General features: G+C 70.8%; 15 protein-coding genes. 13 read left to right on the top strand and 2 right to left on the bottom strand.

Annotation, left to right across the window (positions count from 1 at the left end):
* The first annotated feature begins 489 nt into the window (after positions 1-489).
* The 5 genes from Ari01nite_RS17150 to Ari01nite_RS17170 all read left to right on the top strand — a co-directional run bounded on the left by Ari01nite_RS17150 (position 490) and on the right by Ari01nite_RS17170 (position 4989).
* Positions 490-1401, top strand: coding sequence for an ABC transporter ATP-binding protein (locus tag Ari01nite_RS17150; protein ID WP_203782259.1), 912 nt, complete (start codon positions 490-492; stop codon positions 1399-1401).
* On the top strand, positions 1394-2257 hold the full coding sequence (locus tag Ari01nite_RS17155; RefSeq protein WP_203782260.1) for an ABC transporter permease: 864 nt from the start codon (positions 1394-1396) through the stop codon (positions 2255-2257). The genes Ari01nite_RS17150 and Ari01nite_RS17155 overlap by 8 nt, the downstream gene beginning before the upstream one ends.
* A complete protein-coding gene (locus tag Ari01nite_RS17160; protein ID WP_203782261.1) occupies positions 2254-3210 on the top strand; it encodes an ABC transporter ATP-binding protein in 957 nt (318 codons plus the stop codon). Before Ari01nite_RS17155 ends, Ari01nite_RS17160 begins: the two co-directional genes overlap by 4 nt.
* Complete coding sequence (locus Ari01nite_RS17165) at positions 3210-3920, top strand: ABC transporter permease (RefSeq protein ID WP_203782262.1); 711 nt, start codon at positions 3210-3212, stop codon at positions 3918-3920. Before Ari01nite_RS17160 ends, Ari01nite_RS17165 begins: the two co-directional genes overlap by 1 nt.
* A 703-nt stretch (positions 3921-4623) precedes the next feature.
* On the top strand, positions 4624-4989 hold the full coding sequence (locus Ari01nite_RS17170) for a TSCPD domain-containing protein (RefSeq protein WP_203782263.1): 366 nt from the start codon (positions 4624-4626) through the stop codon (positions 4987-4989).
* Between the two features lie 463 nt (positions 4990-5452).
* Here the strand turns inward: Ari01nite_RS17170 and Ari01nite_RS17175 are convergent, their stop codons facing one another.
* Entirely contained in the window at positions 5453-6769 is a 1317-nt protein-coding gene (locus Ari01nite_RS17175; RefSeq protein WP_239162808.1) for a glycoside hydrolase family 26 protein, read from the bottom strand.
* A gap of 645 nt (positions 6770-7414) precedes the next feature.
* On the opposite strand from Ari01nite_RS17175, the gene cysC reads away from it, so the two are divergent.
* The 8 genes from cysC (at position 7415) to Ari01nite_RS17215 (ending at position 17486) form a co-directional block, all read left to right on the top strand.
* A complete protein-coding gene (gene cysC / locus Ari01nite_RS17180; protein WP_203782265.1) occupies positions 7415-8935 on the top strand; it encodes an adenylyl-sulfate kinase in 1521 nt (506 codons plus the stop codon).
* Positions 8936-9058: 123 nt separating this feature from the next.
* Positions 9059-10786, top strand: coding sequence for a GNVR domain-containing protein (locus Ari01nite_RS17185; protein ID WP_239162809.1), 1728 nt, complete (start codon positions 9059-9061; stop codon positions 10784-10786).
* Positions 10783-12153: a hypothetical protein gene (locus tag Ari01nite_RS17190; RefSeq protein ID WP_203782267.1), complete on the top strand. Its 1371-nt coding sequence runs from the start codon at positions 10783-10785 to the stop codon at positions 12151-12153. The genes Ari01nite_RS17185 and Ari01nite_RS17190 overlap by 4 nt, the downstream gene beginning before the upstream one ends.
* Complete coding sequence (locus Ari01nite_RS17195; RefSeq protein ID WP_203782268.1) at positions 12150-13379, top strand: hypothetical protein; 1230 nt, start codon at positions 12150-12152, stop codon at positions 13377-13379. The genes Ari01nite_RS17190 and Ari01nite_RS17195 overlap by 4 nt, the downstream gene beginning before the upstream one ends.
* A gap of 10 nt (positions 13380-13389) precedes the next feature.
* Positions 13390-14268, top strand: a complete 879-nt coding sequence (locus tag Ari01nite_RS17200; protein WP_203782269.1) for a sulfotransferase family protein — start codon at positions 13390-13392, stop codon at positions 14266-14268.
* On the top strand, positions 14265-15764 hold the full coding sequence (locus Ari01nite_RS17205) for a lipopolysaccharide biosynthesis protein (protein ID WP_239162810.1): 1500 nt from the start codon (positions 14265-14267) through the stop codon (positions 15762-15764). Before Ari01nite_RS17200 ends, Ari01nite_RS17205 begins: the two co-directional genes overlap by 4 nt.
* Positions 15761-16495, top strand: coding sequence for a methyltransferase domain-containing protein (locus Ari01nite_RS17210; protein WP_203782270.1), 735 nt, complete (start codon positions 15761-15763; stop codon positions 16493-16495). Before Ari01nite_RS17205 ends, Ari01nite_RS17210 begins: the two co-directional genes overlap by 4 nt.
* On the top strand, positions 16488-17486 hold the full coding sequence (locus tag Ari01nite_RS17215; protein ID WP_203782271.1) for a glycoside hydrolase family 26 protein: 999 nt from the start codon (positions 16488-16490) through the stop codon (positions 17484-17486). The genes Ari01nite_RS17210 and Ari01nite_RS17215 overlap by 8 nt, the downstream gene beginning before the upstream one ends.
* On the opposite strand, the gene Ari01nite_RS17220 is transcribed toward Ari01nite_RS17215, so the two are convergent.
* The gene (locus Ari01nite_RS17220) at positions 17476-17832 is read right to left on the bottom strand and encodes a VOC family protein (protein ID WP_203782272.1); all 357 of its coding nucleotides are present in this window, start codon (positions 17830-17832) and stop codon (positions 17476-17478) included. The genes Ari01nite_RS17215 and Ari01nite_RS17220 overlap by 11 nt on opposite strands.
* Between the last annotated feature and the right edge of the window lies 1 nt (position 17833).

Genomic DNA, 17833 nt, shown 5'->3' on the forward strand with positions numbered 1-17833 from the left:
GCGCACCCCGATCCCCCTCGACGCATCGGCGCTTCCCGGCTTCATCGCGAACGGCCCGGGCATCCCCACGGCGCGCTCCGCGCCGGCCCGGCCGCTTCGTGACCTGTCCCCAGCATCTCCCCAGACCCCCTTTCGCATTCCGCACCCCATTCGGCTTCTGACCGCCGGGCACTAGTCAGAAGCCGTCATTTCGGGCGGCCGGGTTCCCACGACCCGGCCGCCCGAGCTTTTCCACGCATCGCTGCGGCAGTCGGTCCAGGGGTATATCCGACAAGTAGCCCTTTAACCGGACATCGAGAAGCCGCCGGTTCCCGATTTGGCGATCTACGATCATCCCGGCGAGCAGCAGATCAACGACATCGCGTCGCGGGCAAGCGCCAGCGGGAACGTCCGCGGCTGGCGTCAGCTGAGAGCAGGCTGAGAGACCCTGAGGGGCCCTCAGGGGTTCACCGGATCCCCTGAGGTGCGCCCGCTTCCTAGGCTGAGCCCGTGACCATCATCGCGACCCAGGCGCTCACCAAGACGTACGGCGGCGGGGTGACCGCGCTTTCCGACCTCACTGTCGGGGTCGACGCGGGCATCATCGGGCTCGTCGGCGCCAACGGCGCCGGTAAGAGCACATTAATCAAGATCATGCTGGGGCTGCTGGCGCCGACCGCGGGCGAGGTGCGGGTGTTCGGGCTCGACCCGGTGACGCAGACCGACAAGGTGCGGGCCCGGGTGGGCTACATGCCGGAAAACGACTGCCTGCCGCCGGACGTCTCAGCCTCCGAGTTCGTGACCCACATGGGCCGGCTCAGCGGGCTGCCGAAAACCACGGCCCGGGAGCGCGCGTCCGAGGCGCTCCGGCACGTCGGGCTCTACGAGGAGCGGTACCGCCAGATCGGCGGCTACTCGACCGGCATGAAGCAGCGGGTCAAGCTTGCACAGTCCCTGGTGCACGACCCCGACCTGCTGCTGCTCGACGAGCCGACCAACGGCCTCGACCCGGCCGGCCGCGACGCCATGCTGACCCTGGTGCACCGCATCGGCAACGAGTTCGGCATCTCGGTGGTGGTCTGCTCGCACCTGCTCGGCGAGGTGGAGCGGATCTGCGACTCGCTGATCGCCATCGACGGCGGCCGGCTGCTGCGCGCCGACCGGATCTCCAGCATGACCGCGGCGTCCGACGTGCTCGCCGTCGAGGTCAGCGAGGGCACCGAGGAGCTTGCCGCGGCGCTGCGCGACCGCGGCTTCGCGGTGACTCCGGAGGGCCGGTTGCTGCTGGTGCCGCTCGAGTCGGAGAGCTCGTACGACCGCATTTTGCAGGCCGTGGCCGAGCTGGACCTCCCGCTGCACCGCCTGGACCAGCGGCGCCACCGCGTCGCCGAACTTTTCACGAAGGAGACGGCCGATGTCTGAGGCCGGCGTCATCCATGACATCGGATACCAGCGATACTCCGGGCCCCGGCTGGGCCGGGCCGCGGTGTTCGGCGCGCTCTACCAGCACGGCCTGCGGGCCACGTTCGGTCTGGGCCGGTCCGCCAAATCCAAGATCTTCCCGTGGGGCGTGGCCTCGGTGGTCCTGCTCGTCGCGGTGATCAATGCGGCCGTACGCTCGCAGACCGGGACGCTGCTGTTCGACTACTACCAGTTCAACGACACGATGAGCTGGCTGGTCATCTTCTTCGTCGCGATCGTGGCGCCCGAGTTGGTCTCCCGTGACCTGCGGGCCGGCGTACTCCCGCTGTATTTCAGCCGTCCGCTGCGCGCTGCCGACTACGTGTGGGCCAAGGTCGCGGCCCTCATCACGGGCGTGTGGCTGCTGCTCGGCGTGCCGCAGTTGATCATGTTCCTCGGCGCCGCGTTCACCACCAAGACCGGCATGAGCGGCGTGTGGGACGAGCTCGGCCTGCTGATGCCGGGCTGGGCGTACAGCTTGCTCTGGGCTTTTGTCTTTGCCAGCATCAGCCTGCTGGTGGCCTCGCTGACCGGCAAGCGCGCATTCGCGGCCGGTGGCATCGTGGCAGTGTTCCTGATGACCGCCCCGGTGGTCGGCGTGTTGAGCATCATGCCGTCGGACACCGCGCAGCACCTGGCCGGCCTGGCCAGCCCGATCTCCCTGATCAACGGCGTGGAGATCTGGCTGCGCGACCGCACCGACCTCGGCCTGGACATCGGCGAGTTCGGCCCGATCTACGCGATCGAGGCGTTCTGCCTGATCACCGCGTGCCTGCTGCTGTTGCTGGCCCGCTACCGGAAGGTGGCCTCGCTATGACCGCTCCGACCCAGGTGACGAGCCCCGCCCCGAACCGGTCGGGCAGCGTCGTCGAACTGCAGAACGTGTCCCGCTGGTACGGCAACGTGGTGGCGGTCAACGACGTCAGCATGACCCTCCAGCCCGGGGTGACCGGCCTGCTCGGCCCGAACGGCGCCGGCAAGACCACGGTGCTGCACATGATGGCCGGCTTCCTGTCACCATCACGCGGCACGGTGACCATCGACGGCCGGCCGACGTGGCGCAACCCCGCCATCTACCGCACGCTGGGGCTGGTCGCCGAGCGGGAGGCGGTCCACGGCTTCCTGAGCGCCCGCGAGTTCGTGCTGGCCTGCGCCAAGATGCAAAAACTGCCCAACCCTGAGGCGGCGGCCGACCGGGCGCTGGCCATGGTCGAGATGACCGACGCGCAGGACCGCCGGATCGAGACGTTCTCGAAGGGCATGCGGCAGCGCACCCGGGTGGCGGCCTCGCTGGTGCACGAGCCCCAGGTGCTGCTGCTGGACGAACCGTTCAACGGCATGGACCCGCGGCAGCGCATGCACATGATGGAGTTGCTGCACGCACTCGGCGACCAGGGCCACACGATCCTGTTCAGCTCGCACATCCTGGAAGAGGTCGAGCAGCTCTCCGGCCTGGTCCAGGTGATCGTGGCGGGCCGGCTGGCGGCCTCCGGCGACTACCGCCGCATCCGCCGCCTGATGACCAACCGCCCGCACGTGTTCGCGGTGCGGAGCTCCGATGACCGTCGCCTGGCGGTGGCGCTCATCGCGGAAAAATCGGTGAGCGGCGTCGAGATCGAGGCGACCGGCATGACCGTACGCGCATCCGACTACGGCAGCTTCACCCGTGCGCTGCCCCGGATCGCCCTGGCCGAGGGCATCCGGATCCGCCACCTGCTGCCGTCCGACGAGTCCCTGGAGAGCGTCTTCTCCTACCTGCTGGAGGCATGATGTCCACGGTCGCCTACATCACCGCCCGCGGCCTGCTCGGCCGCCGCCGGGTGCTCATCCTGCTGCCGCTTCCGTTACTGCTGGTGGGACTCGCGCTCATCTGTCGGGCGTACGACGTAGACCCGTCGCAATGGGGCCAGCCGGTAGTGGTCGGCCTGGGCCTGGCGGTGATGCTTCCGGTCATCGCCCTGATCATCGGCACCGGCGTCCTGGGCTCCGAGGTCGACGACGGCACGATCGTGCACATCCTCACCAAGCCGCTGCCTCGCCGCGACATCATCCTGGCCAAGCTGCTCGTAGCGGCCGGGGTCAGCACGGTCGCCTCGGCCGTACCCCTGTTCGTGGTCGGGCTCCTGGCCGACGGCGTCCAGTTCGGCCTGGCCCTGGCAACGGCCGCCGCGGCCGGCGCGGTCGCCTACTCGGCCCTGTTCCTGCTGCTGAGCCTGCTGACCCGCCGCCCGGTCCTGCTGGGCCTGGTCTACATCCTGGTGTGGGAGGGCCTGCTGGGCCGCTTCGTGAGCGGCACCCGAGTCCTCTCGATCCAGCAGTACATCATCACCATCGCCGACAAAATGGCCCCCACCGACATGCTCCCCGGCAAGGTCTCCCTGACCGTAGCCATCGTGATGAGCCTGATCTTCGCCATCGGCGGAACCCTCTACGCCATCAACCGCCTGGCCTCCTTCAGCATGGCCGGCGAAACCAGCTGATCGACGATCATCCCGCGGTCGAGGGTTCCACCGGAGCCCTCGACCGCATTCCCATGACTAGTGTCATGCGACTAGACTCCCCGCTGTGGGCGACGCATTCGGGCGGGACGACCCGCCCGACAACGCCCCCGGCATGATCGGCCTTGACGACGCTGTCCAGGCCGCCACGAGGCCGCGAACGACGCGCTCGTCGATCCCAACGGCCTCGATGCCTTCACCGGCGCCGTTCCGGCTGGGGTCAGTGCCAACCTCTGCGAGGCCCCGGTCGGCCTCGGCGGCGAGGCCGGGCATCCGTTCGAGCTCACCCTGCGTCTCGCACCCTCCCGGCCACTAGAAACACGCCAGCTGCGAGCGATCCACTTCCGTCGCGATCATCTGCCGGTCCTCGCCTCCGCCGCCCAGGAACTGCGTGAGCGAGTGCCGGAAGAGGGGCCATGGTGGCCGGCAATGTCGTCCCGCTACGCCCTGGCCATGCGGGCACACCAGGAGATGTTGCCGGTGTCCGTGCGAGGCGATCTGGGCCGGCGCGGGACGCGCTTGTTCCTGATGAATCCGGCCGCCTTCCGAATCACTCCAGGCCAAGACTGAGGCGCGCGGCGCGCCGGGCGCAAATATTGTCGTACCCCGCCGATAGGCTCCTGGCATCACCAGATCTTGTGGTGGTGACCGTTGATATCCACTACCTGTCGTGTCGGGGGAAGTCATGAAAATCGCCGAATCTGCCGTGATCCGGGCCGTTCCGCGCATGCGGGCGGGCTACACGATGGAGGTCCGGCTCGGCGCCGAGACGGCCACGCTGACCGCCGGCGCCCTGCCGGACGGTCGGCTGGGCGAGGTCGCGCTCCGGAGCGGCAAACACGGCTCGACCCTGGCCGGGTTGACCGACGCTTTCTCGACTGCGGTCACGGTGGCGCTGGGTCACGGGGCGCCGCTCGGGGTGATCGCCGAAGAGTTACGCGGCGCCCGGTTCGCACCGTCGGGCCACACCGATGACCACGAGATCGCGACCACTTCGTCGGTAGTGGACTACGTGGCGAGACGACTGACAGCCGACTTTCCGCTGGATTAGCGGCGCAGCGTGCGACGTCCCGGCGGCCCGCCCACCGGCCCAGCCCAACCCCAGCCCACCCCAGCCCAACCCACCAGCCCAACCCACCAGCCCAACCCACCGGAGCCAGGCCGACCCCACCGGCCCAGCCGACCGGGCCAGCCTGGCCCCTCCAGCCCACCCCAGTCGTGCGACGCAGCTGCGGCTCCCACTCCCCGGAGGAGGAGCGGCCGACCACGTCATCCAGCTCAACGCAGGCGCAAATCCGATATAGGCGACCATTTAGGCAGCCTCAAACCCCACTCCGAGAGATTTTGTGGACCTGCTGTTCCGCTGAAACCGCAAATCGACACCTCCGAGCGAAGCGACGGCCAGCGAGCACGCCGGACACTCAAGACCGCCGCCGCACTCAGGCACAAACTCCCCAAATCGGAAAACGAAGCCCCGGCCCAAGCAGGCCGAGGCTTCGTGAGAAACGGAGGGACTATGGCGTAACGGACACCTGGAAGATCGGGAGGCGGCCCAGTTTGCGGTAGGCGTTCAGGGCGGCCGGGGTGCTGTCCACCGAGGAGTCCTGGCCCTTCTGGTTGTGTGGGGTCTCGAACTGGACCATGGCCCTGATCTTCGGGAAGCGGCGCAGTTCGTGGCCCAGGCGGCGGTAGAAGTCGGCCTTGTACGTGGTGTTCTTGCGGGACGACCAGACGCCCCACTCGGCCAGCATCAGGGGCTTGCCGGGGTGCTTGGTGACGGCCCAGGTGTAGAAGCCGGGCCAGCTCCGTTTGCCCTCGATGCGGCGGTTGAAGACCTGGGCGAAGTTGCCGTGGCCGTAGCCGGGGTCGCTGTAGGCGTACGTGTCGAGGCCGATCCAGTCGACCACGTCGTCGCCGGGGTACATGGAGTTGAACCAGCTCTGGGTGGCGTGCCGGTGGTACGCCATGTGCACCAGGACCGAGACGATGTTGGTGGCGCCCTTCGCCCGCAGGCGCTTGATCACGTGGCGGTACATGCCGGCGTAGTCGCGAGCGGTGTAGCCGGAGCCGGCCTTCTCGCGTACGTCGTTCTCGCCCTCGTGGTGCACGGCTAGGAAGAACTGCTCGCGGTAGTTCTTCCGGATGTGCGCGGCCAGCCGGTCCAGGAAGGCATCGGTGCGCCGGTCGCCGCGGGCGATCGCGGCCCAGGTGGCGGCCTCGGGCTTCCAGTTCAGGAAGAGGATGCGCTTCTTGCCGGACTGGCGCGCGATGGCGATCTCCTCCGGCGTCGGGAACAGCTGCCGGAGGCCGCCGTGGTAGGCGTGGTAAATCGCCTGGGTGCGCCCGGTCTTGCGCTCGAACGCGGCCAGCGCACCCGCCCCGCGGCTCTCGGTGTGCGCGCCGGGCGCCACGCCCCAGAGGATTCCGCAGGTCGGCACGAGTTTGCGGCCGGTCCGGCACTTCCCGCGCCGCGACATGCCGTCCGCCGCCAGCGCCACCCCGATGTCGGTCGGGCTGAGTGCGATGCGCGGGGCCACCCCATTATTTGCGCCGTACGGGGCGGCCGACGCGCTCCCGGCGACCGTGGGCCCGGTGATCGCAGCCGCGGCAGACGATGCGCCCGGCACCGCGGAACTCGGCAGCGACCGTGCCTGCGCGTCCGGTCCGTCCCCGCGCGGCGTGCCTAACCCCGGCAGATTCGGCGAGGTGAGCACCGGCAGCGACACGGTCGGATCACCGGCCGGCCCCATCGGAAGTCCCATCTGGTCCACGCCCCCGGTCCAGGCCCAGGCGAGCGTGGTCGCCACAGACAGGACAAAGGCCGTAGGCACGGCGGCGATGCGAACGAGGCGGTTCCGGCGCGGGCTTCGACTCACGAGGAGCCAGTATTGTGACTTTAATCCGTTTTGTCTAATACCCGACGCGGATAAATCCAAACAAATCGCCAAAATTTGACGCCCGCTTGGACGAGCCCAGAAGGCGAAGGCACCAACGGGAGGCCGGGGGTTGGGCCGGGGAACGCAGCAGCCCGACCTCAGGCGGGTGGGCGGCGCCATGCCGAACCAGCGCGGACACCCCTGGGCGGGACCTGTTGCGAGCCGCACGGCGGTTGGCCACGGGAAGGCCCCGGCACGGGAAGGCGCCGGCACGGGAAGGCACCCACACGAAGCGGCATCGGCACGAGGCGGGCGTGGCGCCGCAAGTGACCGGCACGAGGCGGGCGTGGCGCCGCAAGTGACCGGGGCGGGATGGTGGGTGGCGGACCGCCGGGACGGGGTGGGGCGATCGCTGGGATGAGGCGACGGGTCGGATCTATGGATGACGCGCGGGACTGCTGACGAATCAGTGGCGGGGACGGTGGGTGGCCGCGGGAAGCGTGGGTGGGCCGCGGCCGGTGCGTGGACGGGATACCCGGCTCGACCTCGATCAGCGGGGCTGCGAAACTGTCCCCTAGTCGGCCGCAGGGGGATACGAAAGTGAATGGTTCGGTGCTGCCCGAGGATGTGCTGCGTGACGCACCGACGTACACGCCGCACCCGCACGAGCTCGCGGACCTCGACCTTCTGCTGTCCGGAGCCTATGCGCCGCTCACCGGGTTTCTCGGGCGGGCCGATCTGACCTCACTCCGCCGGCGGGGGCAGCTGGCCGACGGGACGCCGTGGCCGGTGCCGGTCACTTTGGAGGTTCCCGCCGAGCTGGCCACCGCGCTGGTGCTCGACGATCCGCTGCACCGGACGATCATCCTGACCGATCCGGAGGGGGCGCCGGTCGCGGCCCTCGAGGTCAGTGACGCCTGGCAGGCCGGGGAGCGCACCTACGGCGTGGGTGGCACGGTTCGCCGGATGGGTGACGGCGGGCACGGGCCGTTCCAGCGGCTGCGGCGCAACCCGGAAGAGGTTCGGGCGCTGCTGCCACCGGGGCGCGTGCTCGGGGTGATCGCCGACCGGCCGCTGCACCGACCACAACTGGCGCAGATCGCGCACGCCGCGCGTACGCTCGCTGCTCATCTTTTGATTTTGATTCCGGTCAGTGGGCCGGGGCCGGACGGATTGCCGCCGGAGGCCCTGGTGCGGTCCGTCTTCTCGGCGCGGGATCGGATGCCGCCGGCGACCGTGGTGGCCGTTTCGCTGCTGCCTCGCGGGGACGAGATGCGCGACGCGATGCTCCGGGCTCGGGTGGCCGCGGCGTACGGCGTCACCCATGTTCTTTCCACCGGCGACATGCTCTCCGGTGGCGGGCTGCGGGTGCTGGTGCCGCGCGAACTCGCCTATGACAACCGGGACGGGCAGTGGCGCTGGCGCGACGACATCCCGCCGCGCAACCGGCGGCTGGCCATGTCCGCGGCCGAGATCAACGACCTGCTGGACCGTGGTTTCCCGCTGCCGGAGTGGCACACGCCGCCGGCCGTCGCCAAGGAACTGGTGCGCGCCCGCCCGCCCCGCCGGCACCGCGGCCTGGTCGTCTTCTTCACCGGCTTCTCCGGCTCCGGCAAGTCGACCATCGCCCGCGGGCTGGCCGATTCGCTGCGGGAGTCGGGCGAGCGCACCATCACCCTGCTCGACGGCGACGTGGTCCGCCGGGAGTTGTCCGCGGGCCTGGGCTTCAGCAAGGCGGACCGGGACCGCAACGTGCGCCGGATCGGCTGGGTCGCCGCCGAGGTAGGCCGGCACCGGGGCATGGCCGTCGCCTGCCCGATCGCGCCCTACGAGAACGCCCGGGCCGCGGTCCGCGCGATGGCGCAGGACGCCGGCGCCGGTTTTGTGCTGGTGCACGTGAACACCCCGCTCGAGGTCTGCGAGCAGCGTGACCGCAAGGGCCTGTACGCCCGGGCCCGGGCCGGCCAGCTGCGCGGAATGACCGGCATCGATGACCCGTACGAGGAGCCGGCGGACGCCGAGCTGACCATCGACACCACCACCATGACGGTGCCGGAGGCGATCGAGCTCGTGCTGGCCTACCTGGTGGAGAACGGCTGGGTGGAGCCCAAACTGACCTAAACCCATCACGAAGGCGGGCTTGGGCCGTTACCCCGTAGGGGCGAAACGCCCGATTGCCAACCCCGAAAGGCCCGCCGACCGATGGAACCGTCTCGCCCTGCGGATGTCTCGCACTATCTCGGCGTGTTCCGCCGGCACTGGTGGATCGCACTGATCGCGACGGGTGCCGGTCTGGCCGCGGGCGCGGCGCTGACCAGCGCACTGCCCAAGGTGTACGAGTCGTCGACCGCGGTCCTGGTGCAGGCTCTCGACCAGGACACGAACGCGCAGGGCGGCCGGACCAAGGGCTCAGTCAACCTGGACACCGAGGCGCAGCTGGTCGGCTCGGGCGCGGTCGCCACCAAGGCCGCCGCGCTGCTGCGATCCGCACGCTCGCCGATCGACCTGGCCAAGGACGTCAAGGTCGAGGTGCCGGCGAACACCACCGTTCTGGTGATCACGTTCAAGGCCGGTTCGCCGCAGGAGGCACAGTCCGGTTCGCATGCGTTCGCCGAGGCGTACCTGCGCAACCGCGAGGAGACCGCCCAGCACGGCCTGGACCAGCAGATCAAGACGCTGACCACCAAGATCAAACAGCTCACCACGACGCTGACCGGGATCAACGGCCGGCTGTCGCGGGCGGTCAAGGGCAGCCCGGACGAGAGCAACCTGCAGAGCCTGCGCAACAACTCGCAGAACCAGCTGAACGGGCTGACCGGCCGGCTGAACGAGCTGACCACCACGACCGTGGGCGCCGGCAGCATCATCAGCGACGCCCGGCTGCCGGACACCCCGGTGAGCCCGAACGGGATGATCAACCTGGCCACCGGCGGGATGATCGGCCTGCTGCTCGGGGTCGGTGCGGCGTTCGTCCGGGAACGGTTCGACCGGCGGCTGCGGTCCGCCGCCGACGTGCGCGACCGGGGCCGGGTGAACGTGCTGGCGGCGCTGGACGAGCGCACCACGCCGCACTTCGACGACGTGCTACAGCCGTACGGCGCCGGCGGCCGGGTCTTCAACCGGCTGCGCAACGAGATCCTCGCGACGCTGCGGCCGAGCGACCAGGTGATCGTGGTGACCGGTACCAGCCGCGGGTCGGCCGCCACCCTGGTGGCCGCGAACCTGGCCGCCGCGCTGGCCCGCACCGGCAGCGACGTCGTGCTGATCGGCGCGCACCTGCCGGACAGCGTGGTGGACGCCGCGCCGCTGGCCCGGATGCTCGGTGTCTCGGCCGTACCGGGTCTGTCCGACCTGCTGGCCGGCCGGGTCGGCCTGGCCCGCGCGATCCAGCGCACCCCGCGCATCCCGTCGCTGCGGGTGATCACCACGGGTGGTGCCGCCACCGCGGCCGGGCTGATGCAGTCGCAGCGGCTCAAGGACACCCTGGAGGCACTGCGCCGGCAGGGCGGGTACGTGGTGATCGAGGCGCCGTCGACCAGCAGCAGCGCCGACGCGCAGAGCCTGGCCAGCCTCGCTGACGCGGCCATCCTCGCGGTCGAGCTGCGCAAGTCGCGCCGCCCGGCCCTGTTGGACGCGGCCGAGCAGTTGCAGCGGGTCGGCACCCCGCTGCTCGGCGCGGTCGTGCTGCCCCGGCTGTCGCACCTGCCGATCGTCGACGTGAGCGCGCCGGCCGTGACGCTGACCGCGGACTCCAACAAGATCACCGATGCCGACCTGACCCAGCCGATGCGCTTTCCGACGAACACGGTTTCCTCCAAGGAGGCCAAGGCGCGGGAGAAGGCGCTCAACGAGAAAACCGCCCCGAACGCGCAGGTGCGTCCCCGTTCCGCGGAGTCGAGTGACGAGATCACCGCGGTGCTCGACATGTCGGGCATGAAGGACACGGCGAACTCGGAGGGCGACGGGAAGTGACCGTTGCTCCGGCCCTCCCCCGGACCGGCCCGGCACACGGCACCCGTAAGCCCACCACGCTGCCGGCCTGGCCGGTGGCGAGCATCCTGGCCTTCTATCCGCTGTGGTGGGCGCTCGGGCTGGGCGTCCTGATCTTCGCGGCGATGGCCGTGCCGATGCTGTTCCTGCTGCTCCGGCGGCGGGCGGCCGGTCGGCCGCTGCGCCTGCCGCCCGGGTTCGGCTGGTGGGCGCTGTTCCTGGTGGCGGTCGTGGTCAGCATCGGTGCGCTGGGTGCCGACCCGCCGGGGACGGTGGCCGAGCACGCCACCGACCGGCTCACCGCGGTCGCGTACAAGCTCATCATGTATTTGGCTTTGACGGTTCTGCTGGTCTACGCCGGCAACCTCACCGAGGTGGAACTGCCCCGGCGGCGCCTGGTCAAGCTGCTCGGCTGGATGTTCGTGGTGACCGTGGCCGGCGGCGTGCTGGGCATGGTGGCCGGCACGTTCGAGTTCACCTCGCCGGTTGAGATGCTGTTGCCGCCGGGGGTGCGCAACAAGGGCTTCGTGCAGTCGCTGGTGCACCCGTACGCCGCTCAGATCATGGACCTCGTCGGCGGCGAGAAGCCCCGCCCGGCCGCGCCCTGGGGGTACACCAACACCTGGGGGAACAACTTCTGCCTGCTGCTCGGCTGGATGGTGGTGGCCGCCTGGCGGAGCGGCCGGGGGAAGTACAAGTTCGCGGCCGTGATCTGCCTGCTGGTCTCGATCGCGCCCGCCGTGGTCTCGCTCAACCGCGGCCTGTGGATCGGGCTCGGCGTGCTGGTGATCTATGTGGCCGCCCGCTACGTGCTGGCCGGCAAGCTCTGGATCATCGGCGTGGTCACAGTGGCCGCCGCCATGCTCACGGTCGCGCTGGTGGCCACCCCGCTCGGCGGCGTGATCAGCGCCCGGCTGGACAACGGCAAGTCGAACGGGGTGCGCTCGTTCCTGGTCGACCGGGCGCTGGACGGCTTCACCGGCTCACCGGTGATCGGCTACGGCGGCACCCGCAGCACCCTGGGCGGCCGCAACTCGATCGCGGTCGGCGAGAGCGCGGGCTGCGAGCGCTGCGGCAACTTCACCGTCGGCGGCAACGGCCAGCTGTGGCAGTTGCTGTACGCACACGGCACCGTCGGCACGGTCGGCTACCTCGGCTTCTTCGCGTACGGGCTGTGGCGGTTCCGCCGGGACCGGTCGCCGATCGGGGTGGCCGGCAGCGCCGCGCTGGTCACCTCGTTCTCCGCCATGCTCTGGTACAACTCGCTGGTCACCCCTCTGGCCTTCATGGTTCTGGCGTTTGCGCTGCTCTGGCGCAACTCGATCGAGGGGAACGAACCCACAACATGAGCCCGGTGAAAACCGCACCGGCCGAGCTGACGGCCGGGGACGCGGCACTTCGTACCCAGTACCTCAACGAGGTGCTCGAGCTGCTCTACCCGGCGCCGTGCCGCACCAACGGCGCGCCGGGCACACCGATCGCCGAATACCTGGTGGTGCCGGACGCCCGCCGGCCGCGCCTGCTGGTGCCGGCCGGTTCCCGGCGGGTGGCCGCGGCCGCGGTCCGCCGGTACGCCGAGCCGCAGTCCCGCGCCGCCAAGCTGAAGCGGGACGCGGTGGTCGCCGCGGTGCGCACCGGTGCGTCCGCGGTGCTGCTGCGGGACCGGATCCGGGTCACCGGCCCGTATTCGGCCAGCATCGACGGCTTCCTCAGCGAGGTGCTGGGCCGGGAGCTTTCGGTCAGCGTCCACATCGGCCCGGCCCGGGCCAACCGCAAGCCGGTGGTCCAGCTGATCGGTCCCGAGGGCGACACGTTCGGCTTCGGCAAGCTCGGCACCGGCCCGCTCACCCAGCGGCTGGTCAAGGCCGAGACCGCGGCGCTGACCGCGCTGGGCGGCAGCGGGCTGACCAGGCTGACCGTGCCCCGCGTGCTGTTCGCCGGCGAGTGGCGCGGTCTGCAGGTGCTGATCCAGTCGGCGCTGCCGGTGTGGCTGCCCCGGGCGCCGCTGACCCAGCGCCGGCTGGTGGCCGCCATGCTCGACATCGCCGGCTGCTGCGGATACACCAACGGCACCGTGGAGAACAGCGCGTACTGGCACGAGCTGCGCGCCCGGCTCGGCGCGGTGGGCGACCGGCCCGAGGCGGCCGGCCTGGCCGCGGCCGCGGAACTGCTGGTCAAGCACGCCGGCGACACGGTGTTCCGGTACGGCGCCTGGCACGGCGACTGGGCGCCCTGGAACATGGCGAACCTGGCCGACGCGCTGCTGGTCTGGGACTGGGAGCGGTTCGCCACCGGGGTGCCGATGGGCTTCGACGCGGTCCACCACGAGCTGCAGAAGCGGATCCAGTCGACCGGCGACGCCAAGGACGCGGTCGAGCAGACCGTGCGCCGGGCCGGCGAGTTGCTGGGCCCGTTCGGGGTGCCGCCGGAGGGCCGCGAGGTCACCGCGCTGCTCTACCTGGTCGACCTGGCCGTCCGTTACCTGACCGACCGCCAGGCCGAGGCCGGCGCGCGGCTGGGCGTGCTCGGCACCTGGCTGCTGCCGGTGCTGATCCGCCGGGTCGAGGAGCTCTGAGGAGAGCCAGATGAACGTGCGCAACCTGCCGGCCCCGATGAAACGGGTCGTGCACCTGGGCACCCGCTCGTACGGCCGGCTGACCGCCCCGGGGCGGATGACCCCTTCGTTCCTGATCTGCGGCGGCCAGCGCTGCGGCACCACCTCGATGTACCGGGCGCTGGCCGCGCACCCGGTGGTGCTCAAGGCCGTGCTGCACAAGGGCGTGCACTACTTCGACACGTCGTACGACCGGGGGTTGGACTGGTACCGGGCGCATTTCCCGCTGAACCGCAGCGCCGACAAGGTCTCCGAGCGGTACGGCGTGACGGCGCAGACCTTCGAGTCGAGCCCGTACTACATGTACCACCCGCAGGCGGCCGCCCGGATCGCCCGCGACCTGCCCCAGGCCCGGCTCGTGGTGCTCGTGCGCGACCCGGTGGAGCGGGCCTACTCGCAGCACCACCACGAGGTGGCCCGCGGCTTCGAGCCGGAACGCGACTTCGGCGGCGCGCTGGCCCTGGAAGCGGCCCGGCTGCACCGGCAGGAGGAGCGGCTGGCCGAGGACCCGTCCTACTACAGCTTCGCCCACCAGCACCACGCCTACCGGGCCCGCGGCGAGTACGCCCGCTACCTGAACGTGATGGCCCAGCACGTGGGCCGGGACCGGATCCACGTGGTGGAGAGCGAGCGGTTCTTCAGCGAGCCCGAGGACGTGTACGACGAGGTCTGCAACTTCCTCGGCCTGCCGACCTACCTCGAACGGCCGCCGTTCGAGCGGCACAACGCCCGGCCCCGGCAGAGCGACATGGACGCGGGCCTGCGCCGTGAGCTGACCAACCATTACCTGCCGCACGACGAGGCGCTGGCCCGGTGGCTGGGCCGGATGCCGGTCTGGCGCAGTACATGACGGAGGTCCTCGAGCGCCGGGCGGTCGAGAAGACGGCGCGCGGCGGCCTGGCGAACATGGCCGGTTCGGCGCTGGCCGGCGGCACCGGCGTGGTGGTCACCTGGATCGCGGCCCGCTCGCTCGGCGCCGAGCAGGCCGGCGCGTTCTTCGCGGCCACCGCGGCGTTCGTGCTGACCGGCGGCCTGGCCAAGCTCGGCACCCAGACCGGCCTGGTGTACTGGCCGGCCCGGCTGCGCACCACCGGCCGGGCCCACCTGCTGGGTGCCTGCCTGCGCACCGGGCTGCTGCCGGTGCTGGTGCTGTCGGTGCTGCTGGCCGCGCTGATGTGGCTGGCCGCGCCGCAGATCGCGGCGGCCACCGCGCGGGAGTCGCCGGCCGTGGTGGGCGCGCACACCGCGGGCATCCGGATGCTGGCGGTCTTCCTGCCGTTGCAGGCGCTCACCGATGCGCTGCTGACCGCGACCCGGGGTTACCGGGCGATGCGGCCGACCGTGCTCTACGACCGGGTCCTGCGCAGCGCGTTACAGCTGGTGCTGGTGGCCTGGGCCGGAGTCGCGGCGGGCTCGCTGGCGATGTTCGCGTGCGCGTGGGCGGCGCCCTATCTGCCGGTGACGGTGCTGGCGGCGTACGCACTCCGCAAGGTCTATCGCGCGGGCAAACCGGCCGGAGTGACCACCCACCCAGCCGAACGGCGCGCGCTGCGCCGCGAGTTCTGGCAGTTCACCGGGCCGCGCGCGCTGGCCAGCGTCGCCCAACTGGCGCTGCAGCGGGTGGACGTGCTGCTGGTGGCGCTGCTGGGCGGGCTGGCACCGGCCGCCGTCTACGCGGTCGCCGGCCGGTTCGTGGTGCTGATCCAGTTCGCCAACCAGGGCGTCTCGCAGTCGGTGCAGCCGCGACTGGCCGAGGCGCTGGCCGCCGGCGATCTCGCGGCGGCCAAGCGGCTCTATCAGACCGCGACCGGGTGGCTGGTGCTGGTGACCTGGCCGATCTGCCTGCTGGTGATCGTGTTCGCGCCGGTCTACCTGCGGCTGTTCGGCGCCGGGTACGCGGCCGGCGCGCCGGTGGTCCTGGTGCTGGCCGGCGCCATGCTGGTGGCGACCGGCTGCGGCATGGTCGACATGGTCCTCGCGATGGCCGGCCGAACCTCGTGGAACCTGGTCAACGTGCTGCTCGCGCTCGCCGTCACGGTGGCGCTCGACGTGCTGCTCATCCCCCGCCTCGGCGCGCTCGGCGCGGCCCTGGGGCTGGCCGGCGCGCTGCTGGTCAACAACCTGCTGCCGCTGATCCAGGTGGGCCGCTCGGCCGGCCTGCACCCGTTCGGGCCCGGCACCCGGGCCGCGGCGCTGCTGTCGGTGACCTGCTTCGGCGTACTTCCGCACGTGGCCGGACCGGCCATGGGGCTCGCACTCGGCGGCCCCGCCTTCCTGGCCGGGGCGTGGCTGTTGCGCGACCGGCTCGCGCTGAAGGCCTTCACATCATCAAGGAGGACAAGTTGACCACCGACTACAGCAAGGTGTTCCAGGACGCCGGCGCGGTCGACAAGTACGAGCACGTCACGTACGCGCCGGACAGCTACGCGTCGCAGATCAACCAGCGGCAGCGTGACTATCTGCGCACGCTGGTACGACGCGAGTTCGGCCCGCGGGCGCCGGTGCAGCACGACTTCGCCTGCGGCACCGGCCGGGCTATCCGCACCCTGCACGGTCTGGTCCGGGAGGCGCACGGCTACGACACCTCGGCCGAGATGATGGCCAAGGCGGCCGAGGTCGGCTCGCACGCGACCTGGCACCAGGTAGCGGTCGACGGCCCGGTCCCGGAGCCGGTCGAGGCCGGCCACCCGGCGATCGTGACCATGTTCCGGCTGCTGCTCAACGTCGACGAGGCGGTGCGCGACCGCGCGCTGGCGTTCGCCGCCAAGGTGCTGCCGACGCACGCGTCCGGCCTGCTGGTGGTGGAGAACCACGGCAACGCCGGCTCGCTGCGGCACCTGGGGGCCCGCCGGCACCGGGACGACCGCTGGTTCGCCGAACTGTCGCACGAGCAGGTGGACCGGCTGATGGCCCGGCACGGCTTCGAGGTGGTGGAGCGGCGCGGCTTCTCGATGATCACGCCGTCGCTGCACGGCAACCCGATCGCCCGGGCCGCCGACGCGGCAGTGCGCAAGCTGCCCGGCAGCGACGGGTACGCGGTGAACGTGCTGTACACGGCGCGCCGGGCTCATGCGTAAGGCAGCAGCTCTCGTCCTGGTAACGACGCTGACGCTGGCCGGCTGCTCGTTCGGTAAGGAGAAGGAGAAGCCGGCCCCGAAGCCGTCGCCCAACCTGACCGCACCGCCGCCGGCCGTGGCGATCCACTCCGGACCGTTCAAGGCCGGACCGTTCAAGGCACCGAAGAAGGGCGCGTACGTGGGCGCCTGGATCAAGCCGGACGAGCTGACCCACGTGGGCCGGCTCGCCGCGGTGCAGGGCCTGGAGTCGGAACTCGGCCGGTCGTTGCACATCGTCAACACCTACCGGCGGTTCGAGCAGATGGTCGGCACGCCCTCGGACAAGGAGTTCCTGGCCCAGGGCGCGACACTGATGGTCAGTTGGGCCACCGGCGACAACCGGTCCATCCTGGACGGCGAGCACGACGACCTGATCCGCAAGCAGGCCCGGGCGATCCGCAAGGTGCACCGCCCGGTGCTGCTCCGGATGCGCTGGGAGATGGACCGGCCCAACCTGCGGGCCACCATGTGGTCCGGCGCCGACTACATCGCGGCCTGGAAGTACGTCCGGGAGATCTTCCGGCAGGAGCGGGTCAAGAACGTCTCCTGGGTGTGGTGCCCGACCGCCGAGGGCTTCATCCGCGGCGACGCACCGGGGTTCTACCCGGGCGACGACCAGGTGGACTGGACCTGCGTGGACGTCTACGCCGGCGAGCGGTTCGCGCCGATCGCCGAGCTGATGGGCCCGTTCCTGCAGTGGGCCGCGCAGCGTCCGAAGCCGATCGTGGTGGGCGAGTTCGGGGTCGCCAAGGCGTGGGGCTCGGCCGGGCGGGCCGCCTGGTTGCGCGACGCGGCCCGCACGTTCAAGGCGAACCCGCAGATCAAGGCGGTCGTCTACTTCGAGTCCGACCCCGAGGGCAACGGTCCCACCAAGCAGTTCCAGCTCACCGGCGACAAGCCGGCGTTCAAGGCGTTCCACAAGCTGGTGCGGGACCCGTACTTCAACCCGTGATCGGCTGCAGGAACTCGAGCCGGTTGCCGTGCGCATCGTGGGTGTAGAGCCGCCGGTGCCCGGGGAAGTGGGGATCCCACTCGACCGGGTATCCGGCGGCTTCGAGCGTGCCGGCCAAAAGATCAAGATCAGGCACGAGTACGCCCGGATGCGCCTTCTTTTCTGCGGTGAACCCGGCCACCGGGGCCAGATGGATCTCCCAACCACCGCCGCGGAACCAGCAGCCCCCGCGGGCGGCGAGGACCGGCGGCTTGGGCAACTCGGTCATGCCGAGGACGCCTCGGTAGAAGGCCCGGGCTTCGTCCTCGCCGCCCGGCGGGATCAAAATCTGAACGTGGTGCAACATC

It is taken from the genome of Paractinoplanes rishiriensis (assembly GCF_016862375.1).
Lineage (GTDB): Bacteria > Actinomycetota > Actinomycetes > Mycobacteriales > Micromonosporaceae > Actinoplanes > Actinoplanes rishiriensis.